The sequence below is a fragment of the Cyanobium sp. WKJ7-Wakatipu genome, assembly GCF_024345355.1.
Taxonomy (GTDB): Bacteria; Cyanobacteriota; Cyanobacteriia; order PCC-6307; family Cyanobiaceae; genus Cyanobium_A; species Cyanobium_A usitatum.
This window is the reverse complement of record NZ_JAGQAY010000001.1, coordinates 41406-67807: the sequence shown is the minus strand read 5'-3', so window position 1 is coordinate 67807 and position 26402 is coordinate 41406. Positions and strand designations below refer to the sequence as shown.

Genomic DNA, 26402 nt, shown 5'->3' with positions numbered 1-26402 from the left:
CGGGCCGAATGGCGCCGAAGCCCTAACCCTGGATGGTCATGGTCTCCAGTTGACGGCGCACATCGTCGATCGCCTGGTTGAGCTCATGGACCCGATCGTGAAGGTCCCGATCCGTCCTGACAGCCGCCGGCGAGGCTGCGATTCCAGCGGCCCGGGCAGGCCGGCCTTGGTGCCGGCGTCGCTCTGCTTCAGCAAGCAACCACCAGGCAAGGCCAGCAGCACCAATAACAGCCCCAGCCAAGACGCTGAGGCTGGAACTGCCACCGGCTGGGGTGACGCCGTTGTGATTGCCCATAAATCAAGCCCTGCTGTAGCGAGCCTAGGTATCGGTGGGCATTTCATCCAGCACCGTGCCACCGAACAACCGCTGCCTCACATCGCCGATACCAGGCACGATCGCCCCGGCTTCATTCAAATCCGGATCGATGCCAGCGGCGTAGATGGTGAGGCTGCCGTGCCGCTCCCCCACGGCCTTGAGTCCTGGACCAGAGGCCAGGGATGTAATCACTCGTAAGCGATCACCGGTCACGCCCAGGGCTGAAAGGTCATCGAGGAGTTGGAGCAGGGATTCGCCGTCTCCCAGTTCCGCTACAAACAGTAAAACTCCGCAGCGGGAGGAGATTGGCCCGGCTGGAGGGGTTATCACACCCAGGCTGTCTTGTAGATGGAGCACCTGGGCCGAGGGAAGCACTGTTTGGCCGCCCTGCCAAAGGCCAAGCCCAGCGGTCAGCAGGGGCAGGGCCAGCAGGGGAACCGCTGGATCCACCACGTCTGCCTCAGCAGCGGCAAGGGGTGTTTCCAGCTGGATGCGCCTGTGGGGCAGCCAATCGCGCACAGCCTCATAGGTGAGCCAGCGACCTAGCTCGGCAGTAGCGGAGGCGTAAAGCGAACTAGGCGTGTGTCGATCGCGCAGTACGCCAAGCCAGTGGCCAATCAGGGGGTGGGGGGGAACCACCACCCGCAAAGCCATCACCATGGTTGCCATAACTTGATGATCAACCGTAAGTGCGCGCCCATGAGCTCGAGATCTGAAAGCCGAGCGAGTTGGTCTAGTGGCTGGCTGCTGGCCGCACTGGCCCTGGTGCTGACCTGGTGCCTTGGGGTCTTTCCTGCCGCAGCGATCACCGCGCCTGAGCTGCGCAGCCAGCGTTCGCTACAAGACCTCCAACCAGACATGCACGGCCGCAACCTTCAACAGCAGGAGTTTTTGAAGGCGACTCTGGCTGGCTTCGATCTGAGCGGCACCGATCTGCGCGGAGCTGTTTTCAACAGCAGCGACCTACGGGGAGCCAACCTGAAGGACGCCAACCTGGAAGACGCGGTGGCCTTCGCAAGTCACTTTGAAGACACTGACCTCAGTGGTGCTGTGCTGCGAAACGCCATGTTGATGCAAAGCCACTTCAAAGGGGCAACCATTGAAGGAGCCGACTTCAGTGATGCAGTGCTGGATCTGCCTGAGCAGAAAGCACTCTGTAAACGAGCTGCCGGTGTCAATCCGAGCACCGGAGTAGCCACCAAGGAGAGCCTGGCGTGCCGATAGTGCCCCTTGCCCTTAGCATCTAATTTCCGGTTCCGGTGGGGATCAGCCACTGGAGGTAAGGGGGAAAGGTCGGTGAAAATCCGGCACTGTCCCGCAGCTGTGAAGGCTATGGCCCGCAAATCTGCTCCAACTTTGGGGCCTGCTTGCGATCCATTGCCAAGTCAGAACGCCCGCCGGTTTTGTTCCTCCTACGGCGCGGACCGGCCCATGAATTTGATCAAAACAGCACCCAACGTCCAAGCCCTGGGACGCTGCCTCCTAGTTTCTGGCCTGGCATCAATCGGCATTGGCGCCCTTAGCCCAGTCCAGGCCCACCATTTTGCCGATATCGGCCAGCTAAAGCCCAGCATGTTCAATGGCGTTCTGAGTGGCCTCGCCCACCCAGTGCTGGGCCCGGATCATCTGCTTTTCCTCCTGGCACTTTCCTTGGTGGGGCTGCAAAAACGGCTTAGCTGGAGCCTGGGACTTCTCGCTGTTGGCTTGCTTGGTAGTGGCGCTGGACTGCTGTGGCCAGGGATGCCAGGCGCTGAATCCCTGGTGGCCTGCACCCTCATTGTTGAGGCCCTGGTTTTGCTACGGCGCTTGCCATCCCTTCTGTTGCTTCCCGCCATGGCCTTGCACGGCTATGTACTAAGCGGCCCTGTTTTTGGCTGGAGCGCCATGCCCGTAGTGGCCTACGGCACGGGCCTGTTCCTTTCCCAGGCAGGCCTGCTTGCGGTGGCACTTATTGCACTGCGACCCTTGAGGGCACGCCTTTCTTCAACCCAGCTGCGCTGGCTTAGTTTCGCCCTAATGGCTCTTGGCGGCACCTGGGCCCTGGCGGGTTTGGCGGCCTGAGATGACGACACAAAGTGGAAGGTTGCCTGTCACCGTGGTGACAGGTTTTCTCGGTGCGGGCAAAACAACCCTGCTGCGCCATTTGCTGCTGCACAGCGGTCAGCGACTGGCTGTGCTGGTAAATGAATTCGGCGAGGTGGGTATCGACGGAGACCTGCTACGCAGCTGTGGTTTTTGCCCCGAAGATGAGCTGGACACCCGCCTGGTGGAGCTGGCAAATGGCTGCCTCTGCTGCACGGTCCAAGACGACTTCTTGCCAACTATGGAGAAGCTGCTTGAGCGAGCAGAAAGCCTGGATGGGATCGTGGTGGAAACCAGTGGCCTGGCCCTGCCCGAACCACTGATTGCAGCCCTGAATTGGCCGCAAATCCGCACTCGCATTCGCCTCAATGGCGTGGTGGCAGTTGTTGATGGAGAAGCCCTTGCGGCAGGCAGTGTGGTGGCAAATCCAGCCGCTCTCGAGGCCCAGCGGCTCGCTGATCCAAGCCTGGATCACGCTTCGGCTATCGATGAACTGTTTGCCGAGCAGCTCGAGGCTGCCGATCTGGTTTTGATTAGCCGGGCCGACTGCCTATCTGCAGGCGACATTGATCTAGTGCATAAGGCCCTTGCCCCCCAGCTGCAGCCGGGAGCTGTGCTGTTGTCGATGGGCAGGGGGGTGGTCTCCCCAGAGCTGGTGCTGGGCCTTGAGAGCCGGCAGCCAACCACCACAGGCCATGAGCATCACGAGCATGACCATGACCATGACCATGACCATGATCACCACGATCATGAGCATCACGATCACAGTCATGTTGCCATCGAGTCGCTTGCCCTCGAACTGCCTGGCGATTTTTGCCGGGTTGCCCTTGAGCAACAACTGCTGCAACTGGTGAGTGATAGCGCCCTGATCCGGCTCAAGGGGCGTCTTTGGCTTTCAGGTAAAAACCGACCGCTTCAGATCCAGGCTGTAGGACCGAGGCTGGAGTGCTGGTTTGAGCCAGGGGCTGGCCAGGCTTCGATCTCCCAGCAGGCCCCAGGCCTAGAGCTGGTTTTGCTTGGCTTCCAACTGGATCGCCCTGCCATCGAATCCTGCCTAAACCAGGCCCTGACCGGTGAGCTGGCAGCTGCTAATTAGCTGATCAATCCAAGGGGATATCCCCTTGGGCACATAGCCCGTTCCAGCAGAGCGCAGGCCCCGCAATCCAGCTGGTTTCAACCGGCAACCACCCTGTTGAATCAAGCATCTGCACCGTGCCACTGCCGTCGTTGCGGAAGTCGATTCGACGTGGGCCGAGCTCGATCGTCCACCGAATAGGCAGCTCTGCTGCAGGGGCTTGAACGAGCATCGTGCATGGCTGCCAAGGCCCATCAGCCAGACGGCACTGCAACGGCTGGGCAAGCGCAGCTGGCACACAAAGGGCTATCAAGCCAGCCAGCAGTGCCCTGCAGGCTGGCCAGACGCCAATAGGAACTGAGTTGAAGCGCCAAACCACGGCCGAAATGCCAGCAGGCTGCTTTCAAGCTGACCAAAAGTGACGTCAGCGGGCCACCGGGCTGCCAAGATTTAACAAACCTTCCGCTCCTCTGGTGCCACTCTTCCGCGCTCGCGTTCAGGTTTCACTTCGGCCCTCGGTGCTGGATCCAGCTGGCGAGGCCACCAGGGCTGCAGCGGCCCGACTCGGCGTCGACGGCGTCCGCAGCCTGCGCATCGGCAAGGCAATAGAGCTGGAACTGGAGGCTCCGGACAAAACCACCGCCCAAGGCCAGCTGGAACTCCTCAGTGACCGCTTGTTTGCCAATCCAGTAATAGAAAATTGGCAGCTAGAGCTGCTTGAAAAGGCCGGGGAGCAACAGCAATGACCATTGGCATCGTGGTCTTCCCAGGCTCAAATTGTGACCGGGATGTGCGCTGGGCCCTAGAGGGTTGCGTCGGTCTACCGACCCGCTTCCTTTGGCATGAGGAGCGCGATCTCAGCGGCCTAGACGCGGTGGTGATCCCTGGCGGCTTCAGTTATGGAGACTATTTACGCTGCGGTGCAATTGCCAGGTTTGCCCCAGTATTGGAATCGGTGAGGCTTTTCGCAGAAGCAGGCGGGGCGGTATTGGGTATCTGCAATGGCTTTCAGGTACTCACTGAGATGGGCTTATTGCCAGGTGCTCTCACCCGCAATGCTCGGCTGCATTTTCTCTGTGAACCAACCCCGCTGAGCGTTAATCCGGGCAACTGTCGTTGGCTGAAAGGGTATAGCGAGGCAGAAGCGATCGTGCTGCCAATAGCCCATGGGGAGGGGCGATACCAGTGCGAGAGCGACCAATTGGCTGAGCTCGAAGCAAATGCTCAGGTGGTTTTGCGCTACGCATGCAATCCCAACGGCTCGGTTGGTGATGTGGCGGGCCTGACCAACGCAGGAGGCAATGTGCTGGGTCTGATGCCCCATCCGGAGCGCGCCTGTGACCCGCTCACGGGGGGACTCGACGGCTTGAGGCTGCTTGCCAGCCTGAGCAATTGAAGCCTGGCGAACTCGACTCTCAACAGGATGGCGCAAAAAAGGGGGCCGAAGGCCCCCCGGTTTGATCGAAGAGGATCAAACAATTCCGGCCCTGATAGCAATCAGTTAACGGCGGCGAAGAACTCCTTGCTCTTAACAGGGTCAGGATTCATGGTCTTATCCCCTGGTTTCCAGTTTGCTGGGCAGACCTCGTCTGGGTTGTTGCGGATGTGCTGGAAGGCCTGCAACAGACGCAGGGTCTCGTCCACACTACGGCCGACGGGCAGATTGTTGATTGTGCTCTGCATGATCACGCCATCAGGATCAATGATGAATAGACCACGTAGGGCCACACCTGCTTCCTCATCGAGTACTTCGTAGGAGCGGGCGATGTCCTTCTTGAGGTCAGCAACGAGGGGATAGGCAATATCGCCAATACCACCATTTTTGCGATCCGTCTGAACCCAGGCGAGGTGGCTGAACTGGCTATCGACGGAAACACCCAGCACTTCGCAGTTGCGGCTGGAGAAGTCGTTGTAGCGCTCGGAGAAAGCGATGATCTCCGTAGGGCATACGAAGGTGAAATCGAGGGGGTAGAAGAACAGCACCACGTACTTGCCGCGATACTGGGAGAGACTGATCTCCTTGAATTCCTGATCCACCACTGCGGTGGCTGTGAAATCTGGAGCCTGCAGGCCAACTAGCCGGGACATGCTGGTTAAGTAAGTGAGGGCTGGGCACACCGGGGACTTCAGTCCAAAGTCGGATCGACTACCAGTTGCTATTCACAATTTATCACATGATCCAGGCTGATGGGGCCATAGGCTGATTCACGTGATGTCTATGGGAGTGATGGCGATGGCTTGGGAGCCGAGTGTGCTGCGGAAATACAACACGACTGGGCATTTCCGTTTGCTTAGCCAGCTGCGCTCTGAACTGAAGGGAAACCCATTGGTCCGGCCCAAGGACGGCCAGAGCATTGGAGAGGTCAACCGCAGCAAGTCCTTGATTCGGGCGATTGAGGGGCGCTCCCAGGGCTATGGCCGTGCACGACGGGGTGGTGCTGCAACAACTGGTAGCACCGCCTCTGCCTCGCCGGAAGTTCAACAGCTAAAGCTTGATCCAGATCCCACTGAGCTGTTGGGCAGCATTACAAGCGATCAGAACGATGTGGCCTCATTTCGAGAAAGGCTCAACACAGTCGAGTTGCGCTAGTTAGGAAATTGACAGAAATTAAAAAAGGGCCAGAATCAAGGCCCCGTCAGAGAAAATGGCTCGGGGGAGACTTGAACTCCCGACCTTGGGGTTATGAATCCCACGCTCTAACCAGCTGAGCTACCGAGCCGTTGGTTGAGTTTATCAGGCCCTAGGTGGCAGGAAATAGAGAGGGTTGGCAGCCCCGGAGCTCGGGGGATGGACCTCGAAGTGCAGGTGGGGGCCGGTGCTTCTACCCGTGCTGCCCATATGGGAAATCAAAGATCCCTGTTCAACATCCTGCCCTACCCGGACCATTAGGCGGCTGTTGTGGCCGTAAAGGGAACGGCTGCCATCGGCATGGGCCAGGGTTACTAAGTAGCCGTAGCCGCCGTCGTGCCAGCCAGAGAAGACCACCCGACCAGCCTTGGCCGCCACGATCGGTGTCCCCACATTGTTAGCCACGTCGATGCCCTTGTGCATGCGACCCCAGCGCCAGCCGTATCCGGAAGTAAAAACTCCCCTGGTCGGCCAAATCCAGCCCTGGGCTGAGTTTTGACCAGAAAAGGGCTGGTTGAGCTCATCAAAACCAGGCAGTTCGGGCCAGCTGATACCGCCACTAGTGGTTGGCTTGAGCCCCAGCACCATGCGGGTGCGTCCGGATGAAGCCTGCGCAAGCCGTACCTGGCTACCGACGACAAGGCGTGCGGTTTCGAGGCCAGGATTGAGACGCAGCAGTTCCTGCAGAGTCAATCCATAGCGCTGAGCAATCTTTACGACCGTGTCGCCAAAGCGCACAACAGCACGCTCCTCCACAGGCGGTAGGGACTGGAGAGGAGGTGTGCGACGCAACTCGCTGGTATCGATCGCTGCCAGCTGCTTTATTTGCTTCGATTGCTGGCTGGGAACAACAAGCCAGTCACCTTGACGGAAATGGTGGTCTTCGTTGACGTCGTTGAGCTTGGCCAATCGCTCTTCCGCGAGCTTGAGGCTGCTGGACAGCTCTTCAACGCTGATGGGCTGCCGCACTTTGACCCAGACCTTGTCGATGCTGGGGGCAGGTAGGGCGGAGATCAAAGTATCAACAGAAGCCTTCTCGATATCGGCGGGGTCAAGAGCTGCGACCACTGCCGGTAGGGCAATGGCGCAGGGGATAAGGAATCGCAGAGTCGTTTGCAAAGGCTTCATGCAGTTCATTCAGTCGGACAAAACCTGTGGAGAAGCCGAAATCCCCAAGTCGGGCAGACAGTAGCGGACGGAACTCACCGCCACAAGTGGTGGTTGCGACCAAGGGCGCTGATGGGGTGACCAGATCCCTGTCACCTCAGGGGATCACGCCAATGTCAGCAAATTCTGTTGTCGTAGGGACTCAAACAACACCACCCCGACCGAGACGGAGAGGTTGAGGCTACGCACTCCGGGCTGCTGGGGCCGCTTGGCACCTGACATTGGGATCGTGAGAGCCGCATCGGCCGAGGCCAGCACATCCGTTGGTAGGCCGTCGGTTTCGCGGCCAAACAGCAGCCAGTCATCGGGTTCAAATTGCCAACTGGTGTAGGGCTGGCTTGCATGGCTACTAAGGGCGATCAGGCGACCGCCGCTGCGGACACGGTGATCAGCAAACGCTGACCAGTCGGCATGGCGCTGCAAGGACACCAGGGGCCAATAGTCGAGTCCAGCCCGCTTGAGCTGGCGATCATCGATTTGGAAGCCCAGGGGTTCCACTAGGTGCAACTCCGTGCCGGTGGCCGCGCAGGTTCGCGCCACACTGCCGGTGTTGGGTGGGATTTGGGGCTGAAACAAAACGATCCGCGGCACGATCAAAGAGCTGGTACGGCAAGACCCAGGTTGCTCAGATTGAGGGCGCGGCCCGCAACCACAAGCCAGATAGCAGCGCAGAGGGGGGCAAGCTGCTGCTCCAAGGAGCCAAGGCGATCGCGAAACAAACCGCCAATCGCCGTGGCAGGCACAACCCCCCACCCGGTTTGCTCACTAACGAGCAGTACGGGCACCTTGCAGCGGCTCAAGCTTTGTACAAGAGCTGTACAGCGCTGTTGCCAAGCAGAAGTATCGAGCTCGAGGCCAGCAGCGACCCAGGTGCCGAGGGAATCGACAATAGCAATGCCAGGGGGACTGAGGCAGTCGAGGGCGCCGGCTAAGGCGCTATCAACCTCCAAGACGCTCCAGTGCGGTGGACGCCTAGCGGCGTGGGCCTTCACCCTCGCCAACCAGGCAGCATCTTCGGCGCTTGGCTGAGGCCCGGTTGCCAAGTAGGTAACCGGCAGGCCCGACTGCATGGCGAGGTGCTCGGCCCAGCGGCTCTTGCCACTACGGGCAGGACCGAGCACAAGAGTGCATGGCTGGTAGGAATCAACCACCACCATTCATGTTGTGGAGCGTGGCCACAGAAGAAGGTGAAACACGGTTGAGATAGCGGAAAATCCAGTATTTGAACACGGTCGCTAAAACCACTGGGAAGGTAGCAATAAATAGCATTATGAAATTCTCCTGGGCAGGCAGGCCGAGGTGGTGAGCAACGCCATCCAGCAGCACTGTCCAGCCCTCCGGGCTGTGAAAGCCAACAAAAATATCGGTAAATAAGATGATTCCGAAGGCCTTGGCGCTGTCGCTCAATCCATACACAAGCTCATCAAGAAAACCGCGCAACACCTGAAGATCACGCCTACCAAAGAAGCAAACGCAAACAAAACCGACCAGGCCACCGAGATCGGCAAGCACGTTCTTAATGGCATGGGTGCTTTCCAGATCAGCTTCATCCTTGAGCGACTGAGCCTTGCTTGCCAGCTGCTTCTGCAGCTCATCACGGCTTGGCAGGGGATTGCCGTTCAAGAGGGCATCAAACTCAATCTCCGCCTGGAAAAGCCGTAATTTCTCTACGGCTTTCTCCTCAAGCTTTGGTTTGGGATAGGTAAGAAAAGCGTTGTCTGGAGCGAAGCGATCAACTAGGGGCGAAAACACATAGGTGCGGCTGATTTGCTGCACCAGCACCGGCACCAAAATCAGCAGTAGCAAGATGCGCAGTGACACCAGAGTGGAGTCTCTGCGCCGTCGAAAGCCAGCCACCACATTCGCTTCCGCCTCGGGGTCGAGCTGGCGACGCACCTGATCAACAACACCAATCAGGCTGCGGGGCAGCACCTCCGGGGAGCGACTGATAGCAGGCAGCGGATCCCTACTGGCCGCGTAGCGGGCAACTACAGACTCAATCAGTTGAAACTGGCGAATTTCCTGACCGGCCAGCTCGCCTCGGTGGGTCTGCAAGGTTTGTACAGACTGGCGGCAGACCTCTAGCGCAGCTCGAAAACGACGCAGTAACTGGGCCTGGGCCGATCTAGGAATACGCAGGTCCAATTCAGGACGTACGGGCCGGTCGTTGTAGTGCTCTAGCTCAATGCTCTGGATGAGCAGGGCGGATTCATAACCGCGCTCAAGATCGTTGCTGAGGTCTAGGGCTTGGGCGCGGCCAAATGCCCCCATCCAGTTGGTTAGTGCCATCGGATCAGCGCGAGAAGACCCACCAAGTGAGCATGGGCACAATCGTGCCAACCGTTAGAAGCACCACAATCCAAGTGAAGGCATTACTCGACTTCGTTTCCTCCTTCGTGGGGATGTTGGTGGGCTGGCTGACAACCTCAGCGGTGATTGGTTCGCCGGGATCCTCACCTCCCTGCAGCACGGTGAGCAGGCGAGTCATGGCATCGAGGCTGCCCTGGCGATAGCGACCACCATCGCGGATCGGCTGGGCCATAGTTGTTCGGGCCGTGCTGCGTAGCAGGCTGGCGTCAAGCTGGGTAACCAGGCCTGGAGAGGTCAACACCGCCGCACTGTTCGTCTGGCTGTCAATTAAAAAGAGCACCTGGTTGGGCTCGCCCCCCGACTCGGACCAACGCTCCAGCACTGAATTGCCGAGCTGGGAAAGGCTCAGCCCGTAGTCAAGGCGGTTAACGGTTATCAAGTGGGCATCCACCCGCTCTGCTGAAAAACTTTCGAGGGTTTTGCTGAGCTCGCCGATGGCTGCGCGGCTCAGCACATCTGCGGTGTCAAGGATGCGCTCCTGGGGAGCGGAGGCCGGTAGACCACTTGCGGCAATTGCCAGAGCTGGAGCAGGCATCCAAAAGGCTGCAAAGCCCATAAACAGGGCTGCCACCACTCCCAATAAGGGAATGCGACGGGTCACACGCAGGGAAGGGGGCAACGGTTCAGGCCCAACATGGATCTAGTTTGCCGCCTGCGGGCCCAGCTGTCGCCTCCTGCTTAACCCCCATGGCCCCCTCCACACCCGCAAGGGTCTGTTTTCTCTCTGGGGTGGCCTCCCTTGCCCTGGTTGTACTGAATCAAACAACCGCGACAAGCATTGATCCCGCCCTCGAGCGAGCCGCCGTATTGGCCAGCTTCCTGGCGGTGGCTCTGATGTTGGTGGGTATGCTCTGGACCCGGGCTTTGCCCGAAGCGGCTGCCCGAGCTGCCCTCGAAGGGGTGCAGGGGGTGGAGCTTGCAGATGGACTACCTGAAGCCCTATCAGAAGAATTGGGCTGGGGCAGTCAGATGTTGCTCACCGCCACCCCGGCTGCAACGGTGGTGGTGCTGTGGCAAAACAAGTGTTTGCTGCGCCGCGGCCTACTGGCGCAGGTGCCCTTTGAACCAGGAGCTATCTGCCAGCGAGCCCAAGAAAAAGGTTCCGCCATCTCACTTGTAGATCTGAACCTCTATCCAGGCCGCGCTGAATTTGAGAGCCTGCTGCCAGGGGTGCCAGCCGTAGTGGTTCAGCCCATTGACTCAAGGGGTTTGGTAGTGCTTGCCGGCTGGTCGCCGCGCTGCTTTAGCCGCAGCGATTTGACCTGGCTCGAGGGTTGGTCCCAGCGGCTTAGAGAGCGAATGGAGCCGGCTTGCGGGAATCAGGACCTGATGGGGCCCGGGGAGGCAAAGTCACCCGAGTTTCCACCCTTGCCCCCGGACTGCTGAATACGGCCATCCCCTGCTCATTAAGCACACCCTGAAGCCGCTGAGCGCGGGTGACCTGGGCAAGGGCCTTGCGGCGCAGCTCGACAGCACCAAGGGCCTCAATCTTATTTGTCTGCCAATTCCAGCTGCAGCTATTGGCGACGAGGGAATCGGTTGGTTGGTTTAGGCGGCAATTGAGGGGAACCATCAAGGTGTGACTAGGACCAATCGCTTCAAAGCCCGTGCCGCTAAGCCGGGACTGATCCAGCACAGCGGTGAATGGATGGGCACTGCTAATGCGTTCCCGCGCCAGGTCGAGGCGGGTATGGCTGGCATCAAGACGGCCCTTGCGGCCAGGATCCAGCACCTGCACCGGTGCCTGTAGGTCGATCAGCTGAAGCAGGGAATTGCCGGTAAGGGATGGCGCCGAAAGTGTTTGAAGTCCACTAGCTGCTAGACGCCGTTCTCCCCGAACTGGCCCTCGACCGATCAGTTGGCCAGTGGTTGGGAACCAATCTGCAGAACTCAGCGCCAGCTTCAAGCCGACCGCCCCTGAACGCTCTAACAGGGGCTCCCCCCTCAACTCCAACTTGTCCTGCTTGATCCAAAAGAGGGCCCGGCGAGCGGACACGAGCAACTCCCCCTGGGAGGCGCGGGGACTGCGGTCCAATTCCATGCGCTCCTGCTTGGGATACCAACGCACACGAGTAGAGGTCACAACAAGTGGCTTGGGCCCAAGGCGCTGCAGCCGGGTTGGGCCCTCCAACTGCACCACTTCGCCGTCGTTAATGACGGTGCCACTGCTGGCCGTTATTCGATAAAGGGGCTTGCCCTTTGCATAGATGGTGCCGCGTAGGTCGCGTGCTTGGGCAACACGACGACCGAGGTCGTAGCGCACCTCCGGGCTGGTCAATTCCCATAGGGGCCGTCCGCTGGAATCCTTCTGGCGCAGGTTGAGGGAGCGGAAGACAAAAGGCTGGGCCGGCTCCTCCTTAGACACCTGGGTGCCGCATCCAACCAGCAGCAAGGGCAGGCTTACTAGGGCACCCAGGCTCAGAGCCAGCAGGGGGCACCACTGCAGCCGGGCAGTCGTGGTCACAGAGGTGACTCGAGCTCAAGTCGCAACATGACCGGCTGCGGCTCAATCAGGGCGAGTCCGGGCTCCAGCAGACCCCATCGCTGGGCGAACAGCCAAGGAGAAGCATGGCTGCCAGGGGCGCAGGCAGGAGCCAGCGGACCGCTAGCAAATGGTTCCTGACCGAGCTGGAGCAGCATCCGATCAGAAAGCTCAGGCAGGAGCGGGGCCAGCAGCACTGCCACCCAGCGGGTGGCCTCAAGCACGGCATAAAGATCCGCTGCCACCAAACTTTCCTGACCCTCGAGCTTCATTTGCTTCCAAGGGGCCTGGTCGTTGAGGTAGCCATTTGCAGCGATTGCTAGTTGCAGCGCCGCTTCAGCGGCGCGACGGAAGTCCAGGTCGGTTAGGGCCGTATTGACACTGCTGCCGGCCGCGAGGGCAGCAACAGCCAGGGGGTGATCGGCCTGGGCGGCGGCTCCGGCTGGAGGCACGGCATCTGCAAACCAGCGCCGTGCCATCGAAGAGGTGCGATTCAGCAGGTTGCCGATCGTATTTGCCAAATCGTTGTTGACCAGATCAGTGAAGCGCTGCTGCTGGAAATCACCGTCCTCGCCGAAGGGAATGTCGCGCAGCAAGTACCAGCGCACCGCATCGCGGCCACAACGCTTCAGCAGCACATCAGGATCAAGCACATTGCCAAGGGACTTGCCCATCTTCTGGCCTTCGCGGGTCAAGAAGCCGTGGCCAAATACGCGCTCTGGCAGCGGCAGCCCTGCGGACAGCAACATCGCCGGCCAATAAACCGCGTGGAAGCGCAGGATGTCCTTGCCAATCACATGTAGCTGGGCGGGCCAGCCACGCTCCAGCACCTGCTCCAACACAACTGGCTCCGCCGGGTCGAGCAGGGCCGTGAGATAGCCGAGCAGGGCGTCAAACCACACATAAAAAGTATGGCCTTCATGGCCGGGGACCGGAATGCCCCATGGCAGGTCGATCCGGGAGATTGAAAAATCGCGCAGTCCCTGGGCCACAAAGTTTTCCACCTCCTTCTGCCTGCTGGCGGGGGCAATGAAGCCCGGCTGGCGGATCAAGGCCTCGATCTGCGCCTGATAGCGGGAAAGGCGGAAAAACAAATTGACCTCATCGCGCCACTCCAGGGGCTTGCGATGGATGGGGCATTCGGGATCCTCACTGCCCGGTGCGTCATCTTTGAATTCCTCACAAGCAACGCAATACCAGCCCTGCTGACGCCCCTCCACCACATCGCCATTGGCCTCCACGCGGGCAAAAAATTGAGCCACCAATTGGCGGTGGCGTGGGTCTGTGGTGCGGATGAAGCGGTCGTTGCTGATTTGCCAACGGTTCCAAAGATCGCGATATCCCTCGCTGATTAGATCGCAATGGGCCTGCGGACTGAGTCCAGCCGCTTCGGCCGTGCGCTGGATCTTCTGGCCGTGTTCATCGCAGCCGGTGATGAACATCACCGACTCCCCCCTTAGCCGCTGGTGGCGTGCCACCGCATCGCAGGCAAGCGTTGTGTAGGCACTGCCGAGATGGGCGCGATCGTTGACGTAATAGAGGGGGGTGGTGAGCGTGTAAGTCATCCTTTTGATCCTACGGAGCGGCGACGGACATAAAGGCTGACCACGAGCACGCCTGCTCAGATCATCTCCTGCGAGTCTTGTGTCAGCCGTGTCCGCCAGCCATGACCCTGCCATCAGAAGCAGTGGATGTAATGGTGTGGGGGGGCGGCACCGGTGGCGTGGCCGCAGCAATCCAGGCGGCCCGCGGCGGTGCCAGCACGCTCTTGCTCACCCCTGGCAACTGGCTTGGGGGCATGGTGAGCGCCGCCGGCGTTTGCTGCCCCGATGGCAATGAGCTCACCCCTTGGCAGACAGGTCTCTGGGGAGCCTTTCTGCGCGCCCTTGAGCAGGCCGAGCCCGAGGGACTTGATCAAAACTGGGTGAGTTGCTTTGGTTACCGGCCCGCCACCGCAGAAGCGATCCTGCAAGGCTGGGTAAGCGAGCTGGCCAATCTGCAGTGGTGGCCAAGCTGCAGGCTGCTGGCGGTGCGGCGTCAGGGGGCCCGCATCACAGCAGTACAGCTGGAGCACAAGGGTGAAACCCAATGGCTGGACTGCAAAGTTGTGATCGATGGCAGCGACCGCGGCGACCTGCTGCCCCTAGCGGAGGCTCCATTTCGACTCGGCTGGGAAGCCCAGGAGCAATGGGGCGAACCCAGTGCCCCCAGTCTGCAACGGTTGCAAACGGAAGCTTTTTTTAAGCAACAACCTGTGCAATCGCCCACCTGGGTGGTGATGGGCCAGCTCCAAAGCGAAGTGTTGACGCCAGCTGCAGCCCCACCGCCCTTGGCTGCGCCATTTGAACGAGCCAGCGAGGCCTTCGGTTTAGAGCGCACGATCAACTATGGGCGCCTGCCTGGGGGCCTGGTGATGCTCAACTGGCCGCTGCACGGCAACGACTGGCATCAGGGGCTGGAACGCGCCTTCAGCGCTGATCCAGCTGAGCAAGCTGGGTTAGCTGCCGAAATGCAGTCCTACAGCCTGCAGTTTGCAAGAGCCCTTGAGCAGGCAAGTGGGGGCTGGCTTCAACTGGGCCATGCCTTTCCTGCTGAAGCCGGCAGTTCTGCGCCCTGGCTAGCTGCCATGCCCTACTGGCGGGAAGGACGACGGTTGGTGGGCCGCTCGCTGGTGCTGGAACAGCACCTGCTCCCCCTAGGCAGCGCTGAATCCCAGGGGCCACTGCCGCTCAATGCCAGCGGCGAACTGGAGTCGATAGCGGTGGGCAACTACGCCAACGACCACCACTACCCAGGGACTGACTGGCCACTGGCACCTAAAAGCATTCGCTGGGGAGGGCGCTGGAGCGGCACTCCCTTTTGCATTCCCTACGGAGCGCTGCTGAGCGCAGAGATCGACAACCTGCTGGCAGCTGACAAGGCCTTCAGCAGCAGCCACATGGCCAATGGGGCCACCCGTTTGCAGCCCCTAATTCTGAACATCGGCCAGGCGGCCGGGGCGGCAGCGGCCCTGGCGGTACAGCGGGGCATCCCCCCAGCTGAGCTTGCGCCCCTAGCCGTTCAGCAGTGCCTGCTCCACGATCACCGTGCTCCAGCGGCGGTAGTGCCGCTCTGGGATACCCCCTGGCATGCCAGCGACTGGTTAGCCCGACAGCTGCAGCTGCTGGCCAATCCCGACCTCCTGCAGGCCAATGGCCAAATTGAGCGCCCATTCCAAAGACCCTTAGGTCCGAGCCAGGGCCGTCCAGAACCCAGGGAGTCTCTGTGGAATGGAAGGGTGCTGCCGGACGGTCAGGGCGGCTACACCTTTTTATGCGACACCGATTTCAGCAGTGATAACGCCAAACGGGAGTGGCCTCTCATCACCCTGGAGCCAGGCCTGAACCGCTGGCTGCAGAACCTTGATAAGCCCACCCAGGCCAAGTTGATTGGCTGTGCCAATCCTTGGGGGGCTTGGTTGCGGGCCTCGCGACTGGCCGCGGATTAGCCCGTGGCCTGCAGTCGCAATTGGTCGCGCAGGGGGTCTACCGCCTGAACTCGCAGTTGCAGCAGATCGCCTGGGTCCGAGCCCGCTGGGCACTCGGCCGCCAGATCCATGGCCAGGGCATCAACGTGCACCAGCCCCAGCCTGTCCTGGGGCCGCAGCCAGCGCAGGAAACAGGCCTGCCAATGCTGACTCCCATGCGCCGCAAACCACACCTGCTGCCAGTGACGCTGGTCTTCCCTGCTGATCTGCATCCCCTGCCTGAGCGGACCGTCTAAGTCGGAGAGCAGGGCGGCTAGATCGGTGGCAACCATGGGCTGGCTTCCCTGTTGAAGTGCCAGCAGTTGCCGTTGCGCCACTAGATCGGCGTAGCGGCGAATCGGCGAGGTGACTTGGACATAGGCCGACAAGCCCAGGCTGAAATGGGGGCTTGGCTCCGTACCGGTATGACCGCGGCTTAGGCACCGCTTAATGGCGCAATGGCGCACCGGGCCAGCCGGCAGGGCTGCCAGCTCGGCCTCCGGCGGCAAAGTTGCTGTTAGTTGGCTGCGATAGGGCAGAGCTAAAGCTTGTTCTTGGCCAAGACCAGCTACCACCGCGCCCGCCAGAATCATCGCTTCGGCCACCATCAATCGGGCGGGGCTGGGTTCGGTGATCTCAAGCTGGGGAGCGTCTCCCTGGGCCGCGTCTCCCTGGGCCCGAATCCGACCCTCCGGCTGATCCAGCAGCAGGGCACCCTGGCGCACACGCCATTGGCGGCGGCGCAGCAGCAGGCCGTGCAAGTCGGCAAGGTCGCGCTCCTGAGGCGGGGCTAGATCGATCAGGTCGTCGGCATCGCCATAGCTGAGCCGGTAGGTGGGCTTAACCCAGCTGCGCTGCAATCCCGAAGCCTTAACAGCCCCATCGCCGTCGAGTTCAACCCAGATGCTCCAGGCGGCACTGCGATGGCCGGCCCGCAGGCTCATCGGCCCGGTGGCAAGCGCCTCCGGGAACATCGGCAAAATTCCAGATGCCAAATAAAGACTGCTGCCCCGCCGTCGTGCTTCTAAGTCGAGGGGCGAATCCAGCGCAATCAAGCGACCTGGGTCCGCCACGTGGATCCAAATCTTCACCTGGCCAGCGGGGGTTGTTTCCAACGCCAACCCGTCGTCAATGTCGCAGGTATCAGGGTCATCAATGGTGACGCTGCGCTGGCCGCTGAGGTCCAGACGCTCGGCATCACCCGGTAGTTCAGTTTCAGCGCTAGCTAGTAGGCGTTCGGCTTCAGCCAGTAGATCAGCAGAAAAGCCTTGCTCCCAGACCGTGGCTCGGAGGGACGGCAAAAGGTGGGCTTGCCACTGGCCCAGATCAACCAGCAGGTGGCGAATTGAACCCGTATCGACCATAACTTTGGCGGCCTGCAAAGCCTGGCGCAGGGGAAGGGGTAGGGGAGTTGTGCACTCACCTCCAGCCCAATCAACCAATAGCTCAAGCTGCTGGCGCTGCTCTGCGCTGAGCAGTTGCAGATCAAGCGGCTGACGATCGCGCAGCTGCTGCTGCCAGCGCATTTCAGCTTGCTCCTGGAGCACCCGCAGTCGGCGTTCTCGCCGCAGCCGGCGAAGATCCGTCAGAGGCCTGGCCTCAACCAGGTTTTGACGCAGACGGAACAGGGTCTGGGGACCAAGACACCAGCGCCAGCACGATGCAATAGCTAGGCCATCCCGTCGCGAAGACACCAGATCAACCCAGTCGCTCAGCTGCAATCCCTGAGGTTCAGCCTGCATCAGGATCCAAGCTGCCGCGAAATCGCTTCGAGAAGGCAGCACTGCCGTCAAAGCGTCGTCACTAATCAACCACGGAGCTTGGCTAAGCCGCTGGGGTGGGTTGCACTCGCCGGAAAACGCAGTGAGAAGCAACAGTTGCCGCAGCGGCTGGATTTGCTGCCTAGCGCTGGTACCAATTGCTAGAGAGGCCTTGTTTGAGGCCACAGCCAAAACAACAGCAAGCTGGGGACCGCGCTCATCGCCCAGTCCCACCAGATCGCCAGGATGGAAGGTTGAAGCCGCCAGGGGAGAGGCCTCAGCCTTCGGGATTCACAAAAGGCAGCAAGGCCACAATTCGGGCACGCTTAACAGAGTTGGTCAAGTCACGCTGCTGTTTGGCTGTCAGGCCAGTGAGGCGGCGGGGCAGGATCTTGCCGCGCTCGGTGATGAACTTCTTGAGCAGATCGACGTCTTTGTAGTCAATCGGATCGCCAGGCTTGATTGGCGACAGGCGCTTTTTGAAAAAAGAGCTAGACATGGATTACGAAGGCGAATAGTGAATGAAGCTGGTTCTGACCAGTACCTGACGGGGCTGGGGCAAATCGAGTTGAAACTGATGATTGAGCGCCAAAGCTGGGGCCCAAGCCTGAATCACTTGATTTCCTTGTGAACCGTCGAGGAGTTGCAGTGGGTACAGAACTTCTTCAGCTCAAGCCGTTCGGTGGTGTTACGGCGATTCTTCTCAGTGGTGTAACGGGACACACCTGGAGAACGCTTTGCGGGGTTGGACCGGCATTCGGTGCACTCGAGAGTGATCACGATCCGGACGCCCTTGTTTTTAGCCATGAAGGACGTTGCGCCGCTGGAGCGATGCGAAAGGACAAGTTGTCACCATACCTGGCGGTAGTCCCACCCCCCAGTTGATCCCTAAGATCAAGGTTCAACACACCACGGGCTATGCGGGTCTCGCTCCAATGGCTGCAGGAGCTGGTGACCGGCCCCGAACAAGCCCTCGCTCCAGGGCCGCTAGCCGAGCGTCTGTCTTTGGCTGGTTTTGAGGTGGATGCCATAGAGGACCTAGCCGCCCAGGCCGACGGTGTCGTGGTGGGCTTCGTGCGTGAACGCCAGGCCCATCCCAACGCAGACAAGCTGAGCGTCTGTTTAGTTGATATAGGCGCCGCCGAAACCCTGCAGATCGTTTGCGGGGCAGCGAATGTACGGGCTGGTATATATGTGCCCGTTGCCCTGGTGGGCGCCACTCTGCCGGCGGTCAACCTGACGATCAAGCCCGCCGAACTGCGCGGTGTGGCCAGCAGCGGCATGATCTGCTCCCTTGCCGAGCTTGGCCAGACGGCAGAGGGGGAAGGAATCGCCATTCTTGATGAGCTGCTGGAGCAGGTTCCCCCCCTGGGCGCAGCAGTGGGACCAAGCCTGGGGCTGGATGACCAGGTTTTGGAGTTGGCGATCACCGCCAACCGACCTGATGGCCTCTCAATGCAAGGCATAGCCAGGGAGGTGGCGGCCCTGGTGGGCGGCCAGACCCACATAAAGGCCCCTGAAATTGCCGCAACAAGCCAGCAGCTGCCTCTTTCCGCCAGCGACCGGGTCGCAGTTGAGGCTGGGGGGCTATTCAGCATCACGGCCCTCGACGGGCTGAAGGTCGCCCCATCGCCCCTCTGGCTGCAGCAGCGCCTGCAAAAGGCCGGCATTCGCCCGATCAACAACATTGTTGATATCACCAACTTGGTGATGCTGGAGACGGGACAACCCCTGCACGCCTTCGACAGCAAGCGCCTCGCCGTAATCGACGGAGATAGCGAACCCCAGCTAGCCAGCCTGGGGCTACGCCAGGCCCTTGATGGTGAGGAATTCACCAGCCTGGACGCCACGGAGCACAAACTCAGCCCCGAAGCCCTGGTGGTTACTTACAGCAACCGCCCCATCGCCCTGGCTGGCGTGATGGGTGGTGCGGATGAAGCCGTTAATGAAGCCACCACCTCAATCTGGCTTGAGGCTGCTGTGTTTGCTCCCCAGGCGGTGCGCCGCTCCGCCCGCAGCGTTGGCTTACGCACTGAAGCAAGCAGCCGTTTTGAGAAGGGGTTGCCAAGGGAGGCCACCCTCGCTGCTGCAGATCGGGCCGTGGCCCTGCTTAAGCAACATTGCGCTGCCAATGTTTCGGGCCGCTGGCTACATCAACGAGCCGAGCAGCCAATCGAGCCGTTGCAGCTGAGGCGTGATGCCCTGCACAATCTGCTTGGACCTGTTCAAGACGGCGAAGACTATTCAGACCTCAGTGACGACAGGATCGTCCAGACATTGACGGCCCTTGGTTGCCAGCTGGCAGAAGAGATAGATGGTGAGGGTTGGCTCGTCACCGTGCCCCCCTCACGGTTGATGGATCTGCAACGGGAGGTTGACCTAATCGAGGAGGTGGCCCGCCTGGTTGGTTACGACCACTTCGCCTGCCACCTACCCGACCCACTGGAGCCTGGGGGACTTACTCCAGCCCAGCAGGTGGAGCGCCGCCTGCGCCGCCAACTGTGCGCTGCCGGGCTGCAGGAGGCCTGCAGCTTTTCCCTGGTGCCGGCAGCCGCTGGGCGCATACCCCTGGCTAATCCCCTGCTAGCTGATTACGGCTACCTGCGCGACAACCTGCATGGCGAATTGCTCGCCGCTGCACGCCGCAACTTGCAGAGTGGGCAGCCAGGTTTCTGGGCCTTTGAGATCGGCCAGGTGTTCAGCAGCGATGCCGCCAGGTCTGCTCGCCAGCTGCTGGCTGGGGTTATCTGTGGCGAACGGCGAGGTGAGCGCTGGAGCAGCAGTGGCAAACCCCAGCCTCCCAGCTATCACCAAGCCCGTGGCCTGCTGCAGCAAGCCTTGGCAGCGCTGGCGATCCCAATCGAAGATCGCCCACTTACCCAGCACCCGTTGCTACACCCGGGGCGAGCCGCCCAGCTGGTAGTAGAAGGGCGGCCCCAGGGCTGGTTTGGCCAGCTGCACCCTGAGCAGGCCGAAAAGCTAGACCTACCGCAAACAAGCATCATCTTCGAGCTCGAACTCGATGCCTTGCTGATCGCCGCCACCCGCCGCAATCGCTGGCAGCCAGCCTTTGCCCCCTATGCCACCGTTCCCGCTTCGGAGCGAGATCTGGCCGTAGTGGTGGCAGCCAGCACGAATTCAGCTGAGCTGCTCCAGGTGATTCGCAAGGCCGGCAAGCCGCTGCTGGAGCATGCGGAATTAGTAGACCGCTACGAGGGCGGTCAACTTGCTGCAGGCCAGTGCAGTCAAGCCTTCCGGCTGCGCTATCGCGATGCCAGCCGCACCCTCACCGATGAAGAGGTGGAAGCAGCCCACTCCTCGATCCGGGCAGCCCTGGAAAAGCAGCTGGGCGCCCTGTTGCGCAGCTGATATCCAGGCGGCGGCAGATCTACCCCTGCTCCTGCTCCGCTGCCTCGGGCTGCGGGGTTGGGACGCCAGCTCCGATACGGCTCAAAACGGTCAATGTTTCTACGTGGCTTGTTTGGGGAAAAAAGTCGATCGGCTGAACGCTCTCCAATCGATAACTGCCGCCGCCAACCAGCTGGGCCAGGTCCCGGGCCAGGGTGGCGGGGTCGCAACTGAGGTAGAGCAGGTGGGCGGGGGGGCGTTCGATGATCGCCTGCAGGGTGGCGGGCTCCAGTCCCTTGCGGGGGGGATCGAGAAACACCGCATCGCAGTGAACCAGGTGCTCAGCAAGGCACTCGGCTACCACACCGGTCTCAAAGGTGGCTGATTCACTTAGGCCGTTTTCGCGGGCATTGGCCTTGGCCTGGTGCACGGCCTCGGGGCTTAGTTCAATGCCGTGAACGTGCCAGCCAGCCGCAGCGACAGGCAGGCTGTAGGTGCCAATGCCGCAGTAGGCATCAACCATCACGCCAGGCGCAGAGCCCGCAAGGGCTGCAAGCACCAGGGGGACTATTCGCTCAGCCTGTCGGGTATGGACCTGGAAAAAGGTGTCTGCTGCAATGCGCAGCTCGAGGTCGCAGAAACGCTCGTGCACCCAGCTACGTCCCACCACCACGCGTGTCTCGGGTCCCATCAGGGTGTTGGTGGCTAAAGGTTGCAGGTTCAGGCACACACCCACTAATTCGGGCCAGCGGTGCATCCATTGGGCGGCCAGGATCTCGATGCCCTCCAGGTCTGGGGTGCTGCTTACCAGGGTGATCAGCAACTCACCGGTATAGCTGCCGATTCGCAGGGCCAGATGGCGCAGGCCGCCCCCCTCGCGGCAGTCCCGATCAACGGGCCAGTCACTGGTCTCAAGATCCGACTTAAGCGGTGCGATCAAAGCGTCCAGGCGCGGATCAAGCACCGAGCAGCGATTCATATTGACAATTTTGTGGGTGCCAGGGCGATAAAAGCCAGCCCGCAACCGCCCGTCCTCGCAGCGCTCAAGCGGGATAATCGCCCTGTTGCGATAGCCGAGCCCTTCTGGCGCTGCCATTAAGGGTGCAACATCCGAATCAAGGTGGGCAATACGCCTCAGAGCATCAACAACTTTTTGGTGCTTCCAGTGCTGCTGCGCCGAGTCGTCGAGGTGCTGCAAGCTGCAACCACCACAGTCTTCAGCAAGGATGCAAGGAGGTCTTCGACGCTCCGCTGCCGGCTCAAGCACCTGTTGCAGCTCAGCTAGCCAGTGGCGACGGGCCTTATGGGTGAGGCGTACCTTCGCCTGCTCGCCAGGCAAGGCACCAGCTACAAACAAGACCCGATCTGCGAGACGGGCCACGCCCTGACCGTCATGGGATAGGCCGGTGATGGCCACCGTCACGGTCATTCCGGTGGAGAGATCGAGGCCATCGCTCTTGCCACCACCAGCGCCGTTGCCAAAGCTTTTAGTGCCCACGCCCGCCTACCAATCCTTCACCCTACGCCGTGCAAAGGGGCGTTACACCTTGCGGCGGGGCACGGTGATCTTGCTGAGGAGTCGATAAGGTGGGGGACGCGTGTGGTCGCTGCGATGAGCGTCGTTCGGGATCTGATCCTTCAGGCTGATGATCAGCTGCGGTATCCCAGTGGCGGCGAGTTGCGCTCCATGGTGGAGTACCTCAGCCGGGGAGCCGAAAGGCTGGCGGTTGTGCGGCTTCTAACCGACAACGAGAAAAAAATTGTTGATGAGTCGGCCAAGCAGCTCTTCCAGCGCAACCCCGACTATGTGGCCCCCGGTGGCAATGCCTACGGCCAAAAGCAGCGGGCCCAGTGCCTGCGCGACTACAGCTGGTATCTGCGCCTGGTGACCTACGGCGTTCTCGCCGGCAGCACCGAGATGATTCAACAGATTGGCCTGGTCGGTGCCCGTGAGATGTACAACAGCCTCGGCGTACCGATGCCAGGCATGGTGGACGCAATGCGCACCATGAAGGAGGCCTCGCTCGCCCTGTTGAGCACAGACCAGGCATCCCTTGCGGGCCCGTACTTCGACTTTCTGATCCAGGGCATGCAAACCAGCACCTGATTCAGACCATCCCAACCAGCACCAAGACCCGGAGGAGCGCTTGTCTCATCCGGGTCTTTTTAATGGACTATTAATGAGTCCCGCATGGGACGCAAAAGAATCATCGATTGCTCGCTCGGATGGAGCGACAGGGCGATGCTCACTTTTCAATAACCGCCGGCGGGACCGCGCACCTCACCCAGCCCCTCCACTTGTCTAAAGTCTCATCCTAGACGCATGCAGGGTCTATAACTAAGTCCATTATGAGACAACTGATCATTCTTTTGGCAAGCTGCTCGACCAGCTCCAGGGCCAGCTCCAGGGCCAGCAAGTCTCGAAGCTTCAGCAAGCCTGTTACATGGCCCTGAGAGCTTGCGTACCTGTGTATGACACAGTTACGCAAGGTTTCCGAGTGTGCTGCTGCAACGATTCTGAGGCGGGACGGATGATTTGGACCAGACCAGCCCAGATAGCTGGACAAGCTGTTCAGGCCGTCTAACGGTCACAGCAACGAGTAATCAATGAAGCGCGCCCAGGGAGATGCAAGCAGAAATACGGAAAAATCGGAATTAAGCCGAACTAGACGCCATCAACTAGGGGGCAAAGCTCACTTGCATATGCCTCAGTCATCTCATCCAAGACTGATTAGTAGTCCACTCGCAAGACCAGGCCGCTTAGGCCAAGAATTGATAATCCCATTCTCCTCAGACGAGACCCTCAACAGGACAAATAATGCGTCCCAAATGAGAGAGACAAGAAACAATCCGTCAAGCATCTGGGCAATCAAGCCGTAGTGGCTTGAAATGATGATTCGCCCAACAAGCCGCAGAGCGCAGATCGCCAGTCTCATCCAAGAATTATTCCAGGACCAATTAGGTGTCTCAGGTGAGAAGTCATATACGAATCTACTCGTTACGGTAGAGCTCTTTCAGCAGCTGGTAGGCCTCGTTTAGGCGCCGCATGGTTTCTTCCGTGCCGCCAGAGTCGGGGTGATGGCTCATCGCCAACTCGCGGTAAGCCTCCCGTATTTGTCGCAGGGTGAGACGCTGACCCGGCGCCGTTGGCAGTTGCAGCAGCTTCAAGGCCCCATGCAGGGTCATGGTGTGTTCCAAGGTCTGGAACGAGGTGCCCTTGCGTCGCTTGCGGAAACGATGCACAAAGCGCCTGATCAGCGTTGGTAAGCGGAGTTCCAGGGTTGAAATGCTGAAGGGATCCTCCAGCAAACCTGCCATCACCATGACTCGCTCAAAAGTTGCGGGCTCCCTGCCCCAGCTGGGAGCCGTATTGGCCACCACATCGCAGGCAAGCGACCAAGTAAAAGGGCGGCCCTCACTTTGATCACTCTGGCCCCAAATGTCCTGGGCCAACCACACCATTGCGGCTTCCAGAACCGCCTCATTGGCAACCTTGCCGTAGAGCTCAAGCCAGTGGTCACGGGCTCTGGCCAGGGAGCGTTCGAGCACATCACCTCCTACATGGGGGAGAGGTTCTTGTGCCAGATCCATGGGTTGGCGTAAGGGCTGCAAACTGCGCTTGAGCTGGTCAGATTGGCGCCTCACAAAGCCAGGTAGGTCAATGCCGCTCTTACGAGGGCGCACTTCCGCTGCCATCGACGCATCAACATCGAAGTCGAAGGCGAATTCACGATCAGCTGATTCCCGATCCAGGCATAGGTCTCCCCCGGAGCCCCGGGTCATCAACACCAGAGCCCCCTGTTCGTTGAAGGTTGACTCCAGGCTTGTTTGTTCGCTCAGAGAGCCATCAGGCTGGTGATTGCCGTCGTTGGCAAGAACAGAGGTCTCAGCTTCCTCAGTAGCTGGGAAGATCTCTTGTAGCAGACGCTCGAAAAGATCTCCGCGACTGCGAAGGCCCCACTCGGCCCGCAGCGCGTCAATTTTGTCGAGCAAATCGACGGGCAGCTCCAGACTGAAGCGGCGACGATTGGGGTCCGCCGGCTTAGCCATGCCTAACGGCCCATAAGGTCGCGCATCATTTCCTGCTGCGCTTCCACAGCCTGCTGGTAGCGATCAACCAAGCTTTTGTTCCCAGGGGTTGAAGTTTGGTTGGGGGAATAACGCGGCTGATAAATTGCCGGTGGCGGAGGTGGTGGTGGGTTTGCTCTGAGGGGCGGCAGGCTGGGGAAGCGTGGCTGCAGCACCAACGGGGCCATTAATTCTGATCCATCCTGACCCTCCCGATCTTGATCCGGAATCGCAGGCAGGGACTGGGGGGGCGTCATCGCCGCGGGGGAGGCTGTGTTGCGAGCCAACTCAAGCAAACGCTGTCGCTCCTGCACCATGGCTACCTGACTGGCTGGCACGATGCTGAGTAGGTGACCAGGGGTGGCATCGGCCGGATAAACCAAGCTGATTCGAACTGGGTTGGATACACCTCCCCGAAGATTCAAAGAGGTGAGGGGCAAGCTTTGGCCAGAGAGCATGCCTACGTGCATTTCTTGAAGCCCTTCCTCCGTGAGTACTTGCAATGATCCCCTGAAGGCGGTGAAAGGTTTACCAGTGCCTGAGGCGGTGGGATGGCTGAGAACCAGCTCATAGGGGCCGGACCCCTTGAGATTCAGATCGACATCAAATCGAACGCCGTAGGTGCCCACATTGTCTAGGGATGAATCCACCATGCGGCTGACGAGTGGATTGACCTGGACCTCGCGGGTGCCGAAATTATGGCGGTTGGTGCTCGTTAGCGGAAAATGTAATGGGCCTTGCTGAGCGAGATTATGGTTCAGGGTGGCTTGGTAGGTATCACCTATGGCGACTCCTCCCACACGGGAGAAAATTCGGCGGCCATTGATGTCAGCAATGCGGTTCAGGTAGACCCTGCCCGGAGCAAGCCGGCCCCGATCCAAAATAGCGATTAGATCCCAGTCGCTATTGGGTTCCTTCCCAGCAACAACAGCCATCTGAAAAGGTCCATCACTATTACCTTTCAACAAGGCGTTAGCAATGCCAAGCGCAGGCAGCTGGGTCTGGAATAGGACAATGCGGCTGCGGGCAGGAATAGTAATTTCCTGATCAAGTTTTGGATCTAGGCGACCGCGTAGAACCTGCACAGCGGTTGCATCTCCAGGACCTGTATTCCAAGGGCGAGGCCCGAGGGGTCTTACTCCCATCTTGTAATTGACAAGATAGGGCGCCTCAAAGCTGTTGCGTACTGCACCGGTTTCAAAGCGGATGTGCACTGCCCTCATTCCGGGATTGATCAGAATCAGCCCTAGGGTGAGTTCTGGACGCCTACCAGAGCGGGATAGCTGGTGGCGGTTGGGGGGAAAATACTTGTGGTGCATGTGCACCCCAAAATCACCGTTGAAGGTGAATTCGGCGTTGCGCAAGGGCTGGCCAGTCTCTTCGGCGTAGGCATACCCCGGCGCTGTGCTGATCAGGATCCCGGGGCCTTCAACCTCCTCCGGCTGGTTCGAGTGCAGAACCGGCACCTTGTTGAAGGTGCCATTTAGGGGACGGGCCTGTTGTCCCGCCATCAGAGCCACGTAAGCGGCCGCTGGCAGCACCTGCAACAGGCCGAGGGGAGCCCCCAGGGCAGCTGCTATCAGCAGTTTGATCGGCCGCA

Annotated in this window: 27 protein-coding genes, 1 tRNA gene and 1 riboswitch; of the genes, 10 read left to right on the top strand and 18 right to left on the bottom strand. The window is 60.2% G+C overall.

All coding sequences use genetic code 11. The features are described 5' to 3' along the window. Positions 1-22 precede the first annotated feature (22 nt). Both KBY83_RS00350 and KBY83_RS00345 read right to left on the bottom strand, forming a co-directional pair. On the bottom strand, positions 23-295 hold the full coding sequence (locus KBY83_RS00350; protein ID WP_106501803.1) for a hypothetical protein: 273 nt from the start codon (positions 293-295) through the stop codon (positions 23-25). Positions 296-319: 24 nt separating this feature from the next. Further along, positions 320-985, bottom strand: coding sequence for a uracil phosphoribosyltransferase (locus tag KBY83_RS00345; protein WP_315858904.1), 666 nt, complete (start codon positions 983-985; stop codon positions 320-322). 30 nt (positions 986-1015) lie between these two features. On the opposite strand from KBY83_RS00345, the gene KBY83_RS00340 reads away from it, so the two are divergent. The 3 genes from KBY83_RS00340 to cobW all read left to right on the top strand — a co-directional run bounded on the left by KBY83_RS00340 (position 1016) and on the right by cobW (position 3494). Further along, a complete protein-coding gene (locus KBY83_RS00340; protein ID WP_255017769.1) occupies positions 1016-1540 on the top strand; it encodes a pentapeptide repeat-containing protein in 525 nt (174 codons plus the stop codon). A gap of 10 nt (positions 1541-1550) precedes the next feature. Beyond that, positions 1551-1733, top strand: a riboswitch (cobalamin riboswitch). Positions 1734-1747: 14 nt separating this feature from the next. Continuing rightward, the gene (locus tag KBY83_RS00335; protein WP_255017768.1) at positions 1748-2377 is read left to right on the top strand and encodes a HupE/UreJ family protein; all 630 of its coding nucleotides are present in this window, start codon (positions 1748-1750) and stop codon (positions 2375-2377) included. A gap of 1 nt (position 2378) precedes the next feature. After that, positions 2379-3494 (top strand): cobalamin biosynthesis protein CobW, encoded by a 1116-nt coding sequence (gene cobW / locus KBY83_RS00330; protein ID WP_255017767.1) that lies wholly within the window; start codon positions 2379-2381, stop codon positions 3492-3494. A gap of 4 nt (positions 3495-3498) precedes the next feature. Here cobW and KBY83_RS00325 read toward each other — a convergent pair whose 3' ends face one another. Further along, positions 3499-3705, bottom strand: a complete 207-nt coding sequence (locus KBY83_RS00325; RefSeq protein WP_127431959.1) for a hypothetical protein — start codon at positions 3703-3705, stop codon at positions 3499-3501. Positions 3706-3946: 241 nt separating this feature from the next. On the opposite strand from KBY83_RS00325, the gene purS reads away from it, so the two are divergent. Further along, the gene (gene purS / locus KBY83_RS00320) at positions 3947-4219 is read left to right on the top strand and encodes a phosphoribosylformylglycinamidine synthase subunit PurS (RefSeq protein ID WP_106501799.1); all 273 of its coding nucleotides are present in this window, start codon (positions 3947-3949) and stop codon (positions 4217-4219) included. Then, positions 4216-4869 carry a phosphoribosylformylglycinamidine synthase subunit PurQ gene (purQ, locus tag KBY83_RS00315; RefSeq protein WP_255017766.1) on the top strand — a complete coding sequence of 218 codons (654 nt, stop codon included), beginning with the start codon at positions 4216-4218 and terminating at the stop codon, positions 4867-4869. Before purS ends, purQ begins: the two co-directional genes overlap by 4 nt. 101 nt (positions 4870-4970) lie before the next feature. Here the strand turns inward: purQ and KBY83_RS00310 are convergent, their stop codons facing one another. Beyond that, positions 4971-5561, bottom strand: a complete 591-nt coding sequence (locus KBY83_RS00310; protein ID WP_255017765.1) for a peroxiredoxin — start codon at positions 5559-5561, stop codon at positions 4971-4973. Positions 5562-5799: 238 nt separating this feature from the next. On the opposite strand from KBY83_RS00310, the gene KBY83_RS00305 reads away from it, so the two are divergent. After that, on the top strand, positions 5800-6063 hold the full coding sequence (locus tag KBY83_RS00305; protein ID WP_255017764.1) for a hypothetical protein: 264 nt from the start codon (positions 5800-5802) through the stop codon (positions 6061-6063). 56 nt (positions 6064-6119) lie between these two features. Here KBY83_RS00305 and KBY83_RS00300 read toward each other — a convergent pair. The 6 genes from KBY83_RS00300 to psb32 all read right to left on the bottom strand — a co-directional run bounded on the left by KBY83_RS00300 (position 6120) and on the right by psb32 (position 10258). Further along, positions 6120-6193: transfer RNA gene (locus KBY83_RS00300), tRNA-Met, on the bottom strand. 14 nt (positions 6194-6207) lie between these two features. Further along, on the bottom strand, positions 6208-7170 hold the full coding sequence (locus KBY83_RS00295) for a M23 family metallopeptidase (protein WP_315858903.1): 963 nt from the start codon (positions 7168-7170) through the stop codon (positions 6208-6210). Between the two features lie 204 nt (positions 7171-7374). After that, a complete protein-coding gene (locus tag KBY83_RS00290; protein WP_255017762.1) occupies positions 7375-7860 on the bottom strand; it encodes a tRNA (cytidine(34)-2'-O)-methyltransferase in 486 nt (161 codons plus the stop codon). A 2-nt stretch (positions 7861-7862) separates the two neighbouring features. Next, positions 7863-8426, bottom strand: coding sequence for a bifunctional adenosylcobinamide kinase/adenosylcobinamide-phosphate guanylyltransferase (gene cobU / locus KBY83_RS00285; protein WP_255017761.1), 564 nt, complete (start codon positions 8424-8426; stop codon positions 7863-7865). Next, positions 8413-9558: a proton extrusion protein PcxA gene (pxcA, locus tag KBY83_RS00280; RefSeq protein WP_254941045.1), complete on the bottom strand. Its 1146-nt coding sequence runs from the start codon at positions 9556-9558 to the stop codon at positions 8413-8415. Before pxcA ends, cobU begins: the two co-directional genes overlap by 14 nt. 4 nt (positions 9559-9562) lie before the next feature. Then, positions 9563-10258 carry a photosystem II repair protein Psb32 gene (gene psb32, locus KBY83_RS00275; protein ID WP_255017760.1) on the bottom strand — a complete coding sequence of 232 codons (696 nt, stop codon included), beginning with the start codon at positions 10256-10258 and terminating at the stop codon, positions 9563-9565. 68 nt (positions 10259-10326) lie between these two features. On the opposite strand from psb32, the gene KBY83_RS00270 reads away from it, so the two are divergent. Further along, positions 10327-11025, top strand: coding sequence for a cofactor assembly of complex C subunit B (locus tag KBY83_RS00270; protein ID WP_255017759.1), 699 nt, complete (start codon positions 10327-10329; stop codon positions 11023-11025). Here the strand turns inward: KBY83_RS00270 and lptC are convergent. Together lptC and metG are read right to left on the bottom strand one after the other, a co-directional pair. Beyond that, positions 10928-12103, bottom strand: a complete 1176-nt coding sequence (gene lptC / locus KBY83_RS00265; protein ID WP_255017758.1) for an LPS export ABC transporter periplasmic protein LptC — start codon at positions 12101-12103, stop codon at positions 10928-10930. The genes KBY83_RS00270 and lptC overlap by 98 nt on opposite strands. Then, positions 12100-13686 carry a methionine--tRNA ligase gene (gene metG / locus KBY83_RS00260; RefSeq protein ID WP_255017757.1) on the bottom strand — a complete coding sequence of 529 codons (1587 nt, stop codon included), beginning with the start codon at positions 13684-13686 and terminating at the stop codon, positions 12100-12102. Before metG ends, lptC begins: the two co-directional genes overlap by 4 nt. Positions 13687-13787: 101 nt before the next feature. Between metG and KBY83_RS00255 the strand changes: the two genes are divergently transcribed. Beyond that, positions 13788-15608 carry an FAD-dependent oxidoreductase gene (locus KBY83_RS00255; protein ID WP_255017756.1) on the top strand — a complete coding sequence of 607 codons (1821 nt, stop codon included), beginning with the start codon at positions 13788-13790 and terminating at the stop codon, positions 15606-15608. Here the strand turns inward: KBY83_RS00255 and KBY83_RS00250 are convergent. The 3 genes from KBY83_RS00250 to rpmG all read right to left on the bottom strand — a co-directional run bounded on the left by KBY83_RS00250 (position 15605) and on the right by rpmG (position 18193). Continuing rightward, positions 15605-17368 carry a ribonuclease catalytic domain-containing protein gene (locus KBY83_RS00250; RefSeq protein ID WP_255017755.1) on the bottom strand — a complete coding sequence of 588 codons (1764 nt, stop codon included), beginning with the start codon at positions 17366-17368 and terminating at the stop codon, positions 15605-15607. The two genes, KBY83_RS00255 and KBY83_RS00250, sit on opposite strands and share 4 nt — an antisense overlap. Positions 17369-17663: 295 nt before the next feature. Further along, complete coding sequence (gene rpsR / locus KBY83_RS00245; RefSeq protein WP_106501788.1) at positions 17664-17885, bottom strand: 30S ribosomal protein S18; 222 nt, start codon at positions 17883-17885, stop codon at positions 17664-17666. A gap of 113 nt (positions 17886-17998) precedes the next feature. Further along, entirely contained in the window at positions 17999-18193 is a 195-nt protein-coding gene (rpmG, locus tag KBY83_RS00240; protein WP_106501787.1) for a 50S ribosomal protein L33, read from the bottom strand. Between the two features lie 111 nt (positions 18194-18304). On the opposite strand from rpmG, the gene pheT reads away from it, so the two are divergent. Further along, positions 18305-20755 (top strand): phenylalanine--tRNA ligase subunit beta, encoded by a 2451-nt coding sequence (pheT, locus tag KBY83_RS00235; protein WP_255017754.1) that lies wholly within the window; start codon positions 18305-18307, stop codon positions 20753-20755. A gap of 19 nt (positions 20756-20774) precedes the next feature. On the opposite strand, the gene rlmD is transcribed toward pheT, so the two are convergent. Continuing rightward, a complete protein-coding gene (rlmD, locus tag KBY83_RS00230) occupies positions 20775-22232 on the bottom strand; it encodes a 23S rRNA (uracil(1939)-C(5))-methyltransferase RlmD (RefSeq protein WP_255017753.1) in 1458 nt (485 codons plus the stop codon). Between the two features lie 114 nt (positions 22233-22346). On the opposite strand from rlmD, the gene KBY83_RS00225 reads away from it, so the two are divergent. Next, entirely contained in the window at positions 22347-22841 is a 495-nt protein-coding gene (locus KBY83_RS00225) for an allophycocyanin subunit alpha-B (RefSeq protein ID WP_106501785.1), read from the top strand. 884 nt (positions 22842-23725) lie between these two features. Here KBY83_RS00225 and KBY83_RS00220 read toward each other — a convergent pair. Next, on the bottom strand, positions 23726-24784 hold the full coding sequence (locus tag KBY83_RS00220; RefSeq protein ID WP_255017752.1) for a DnaJ domain-containing protein: 1059 nt from the start codon (positions 24782-24784) through the stop codon (positions 23726-23728). Between the two features lie 2 nt (positions 24785-24786). Next, positions 24787-26313 carry a DUF3370 family protein gene (locus KBY83_RS00215; protein ID WP_255017894.1) on the bottom strand — a complete coding sequence of 509 codons (1527 nt, stop codon included), beginning with the start codon at positions 26311-26313 and terminating at the stop codon, positions 24787-24789. Positions 26314-26402: the final 89 nt, after the last annotated feature.

Excerpts from the sequence above, each read along its gene's own strand:
- KBY83_RS00350 (WP_106501803.1), bottom strand. The coding sequence starts at position 295 with ATGGGCAATCACAACGGCGTCACCCCAGCCGGTGGCAGTTCCAGCCTC.
- KBY83_RS00345 (WP_315858904.1), bottom strand. The coding sequence starts at position 985 with ATGGCAACCATGGTGATGGCTTTGCGGGTGGTGGTTCCCCCCCACCCC.
- KBY83_RS00340 (WP_255017769.1), top strand. The coding sequence starts at position 1,016 with ATGAGCTCGAGATCTGAAAGCCGAGCGAGTTGGTCTAGTGGCTGGCTG.
- KBY83_RS00335 (WP_255017768.1), top strand. The coding sequence starts at position 1,748 with ATGAATTTGATCAAAACAGCACCCAACGTCCAAGCCCTGGGACGCTGC.
- cobW (WP_255017767.1), top strand. The coding sequence starts at position 2,379 with ATGACGACACAAAGTGGAAGGTTGCCTGTCACCGTGGTGACAGGTTTT.
- KBY83_RS00325 (WP_127431959.1), bottom strand. The coding sequence starts at position 3,705 with ATGCTCGTTCAAGCCCCTGCAGCAGAGCTGCCTATTCGGTGGACGATC.
- purQ (WP_255017766.1), top strand. The coding sequence starts at position 4,216 with ATGACCATTGGCATCGTGGTCTTCCCAGGCTCAAATTGTGACCGGGAT.
- KBY83_RS00310 (WP_255017765.1), bottom strand. The coding sequence starts at position 5,561 with ATGTCCCGGCTAGTTGGCCTGCAGGCTCCAGATTTCACAGCCACCGCA.
- cobU (WP_255017761.1), bottom strand. The coding sequence starts at position 8,426 with ATGGTGGTGGTTGATTCCTACCAGCCATGCACTCTTGTGCTCGGTCCT.
- pxcA (WP_254941045.1), bottom strand. The coding sequence starts at position 9,558 with ATGGCACTAACCAACTGGATGGGGGCATTTGGCCGCGCCCAAGCCCTA.
- KBY83_RS00270 (WP_255017759.1), top strand. The coding sequence starts at position 10,327 with ATGGCCCCCTCCACACCCGCAAGGGTCTGTTTTCTCTCTGGGGTGGCC.
- metG (WP_255017757.1), bottom strand. The coding sequence starts at position 13,686 with ATGACTTACACGCTCACCACCCCCCTCTATTACGTCAACGATCGCGCC.
- KBY83_RS00255 (WP_255017756.1), top strand. The coding sequence starts at position 13,788 with ATGACCCTGCCATCAGAAGCAGTGGATGTAATGGTGTGGGGGGGCGGC.
- KBY83_RS00250 (WP_255017755.1), bottom strand. The coding sequence starts at position 17,368 with ATGCAGGCTGAACCTCAGGGATTGCAGCTGAGCGACTGGGTTGATCTG.
- rpsR (WP_106501788.1), bottom strand. The coding sequence starts at position 17,885 with ATGTCTAGCTCTTTTTTCAAAAAGCGCCTGTCGCCAATCAAGCCTGGC.
- rpmG (WP_106501787.1), bottom strand. The coding sequence starts at position 18,193 with ATGGCTAAAAACAAGGGCGTCCGGATCGTGATCACTCTCGAGTGCACC.
- pheT (WP_255017754.1), top strand. The coding sequence starts at position 18,305 with ATGCGGGTCTCGCTCCAATGGCTGCAGGAGCTGGTGACCGGCCCCGAA.
- KBY83_RS00225 (WP_106501785.1), top strand. The coding sequence starts at position 22,347 with ATGAGCGTCGTTCGGGATCTGATCCTTCAGGCTGATGATCAGCTGCGG.
- KBY83_RS00220 (WP_255017752.1), bottom strand. The coding sequence starts at position 24,784 with ATGGCTAAGCCGGCGGACCCCAATCGTCGCCGCTTCAGTCTGGAGCTG.
- KBY83_RS00215 (WP_255017894.1), bottom strand. The coding sequence starts at position 26,313 with ATGGCGGGACAACAGGCCCGTCCCCTAAATGGCACCTTCAACAAGGTG.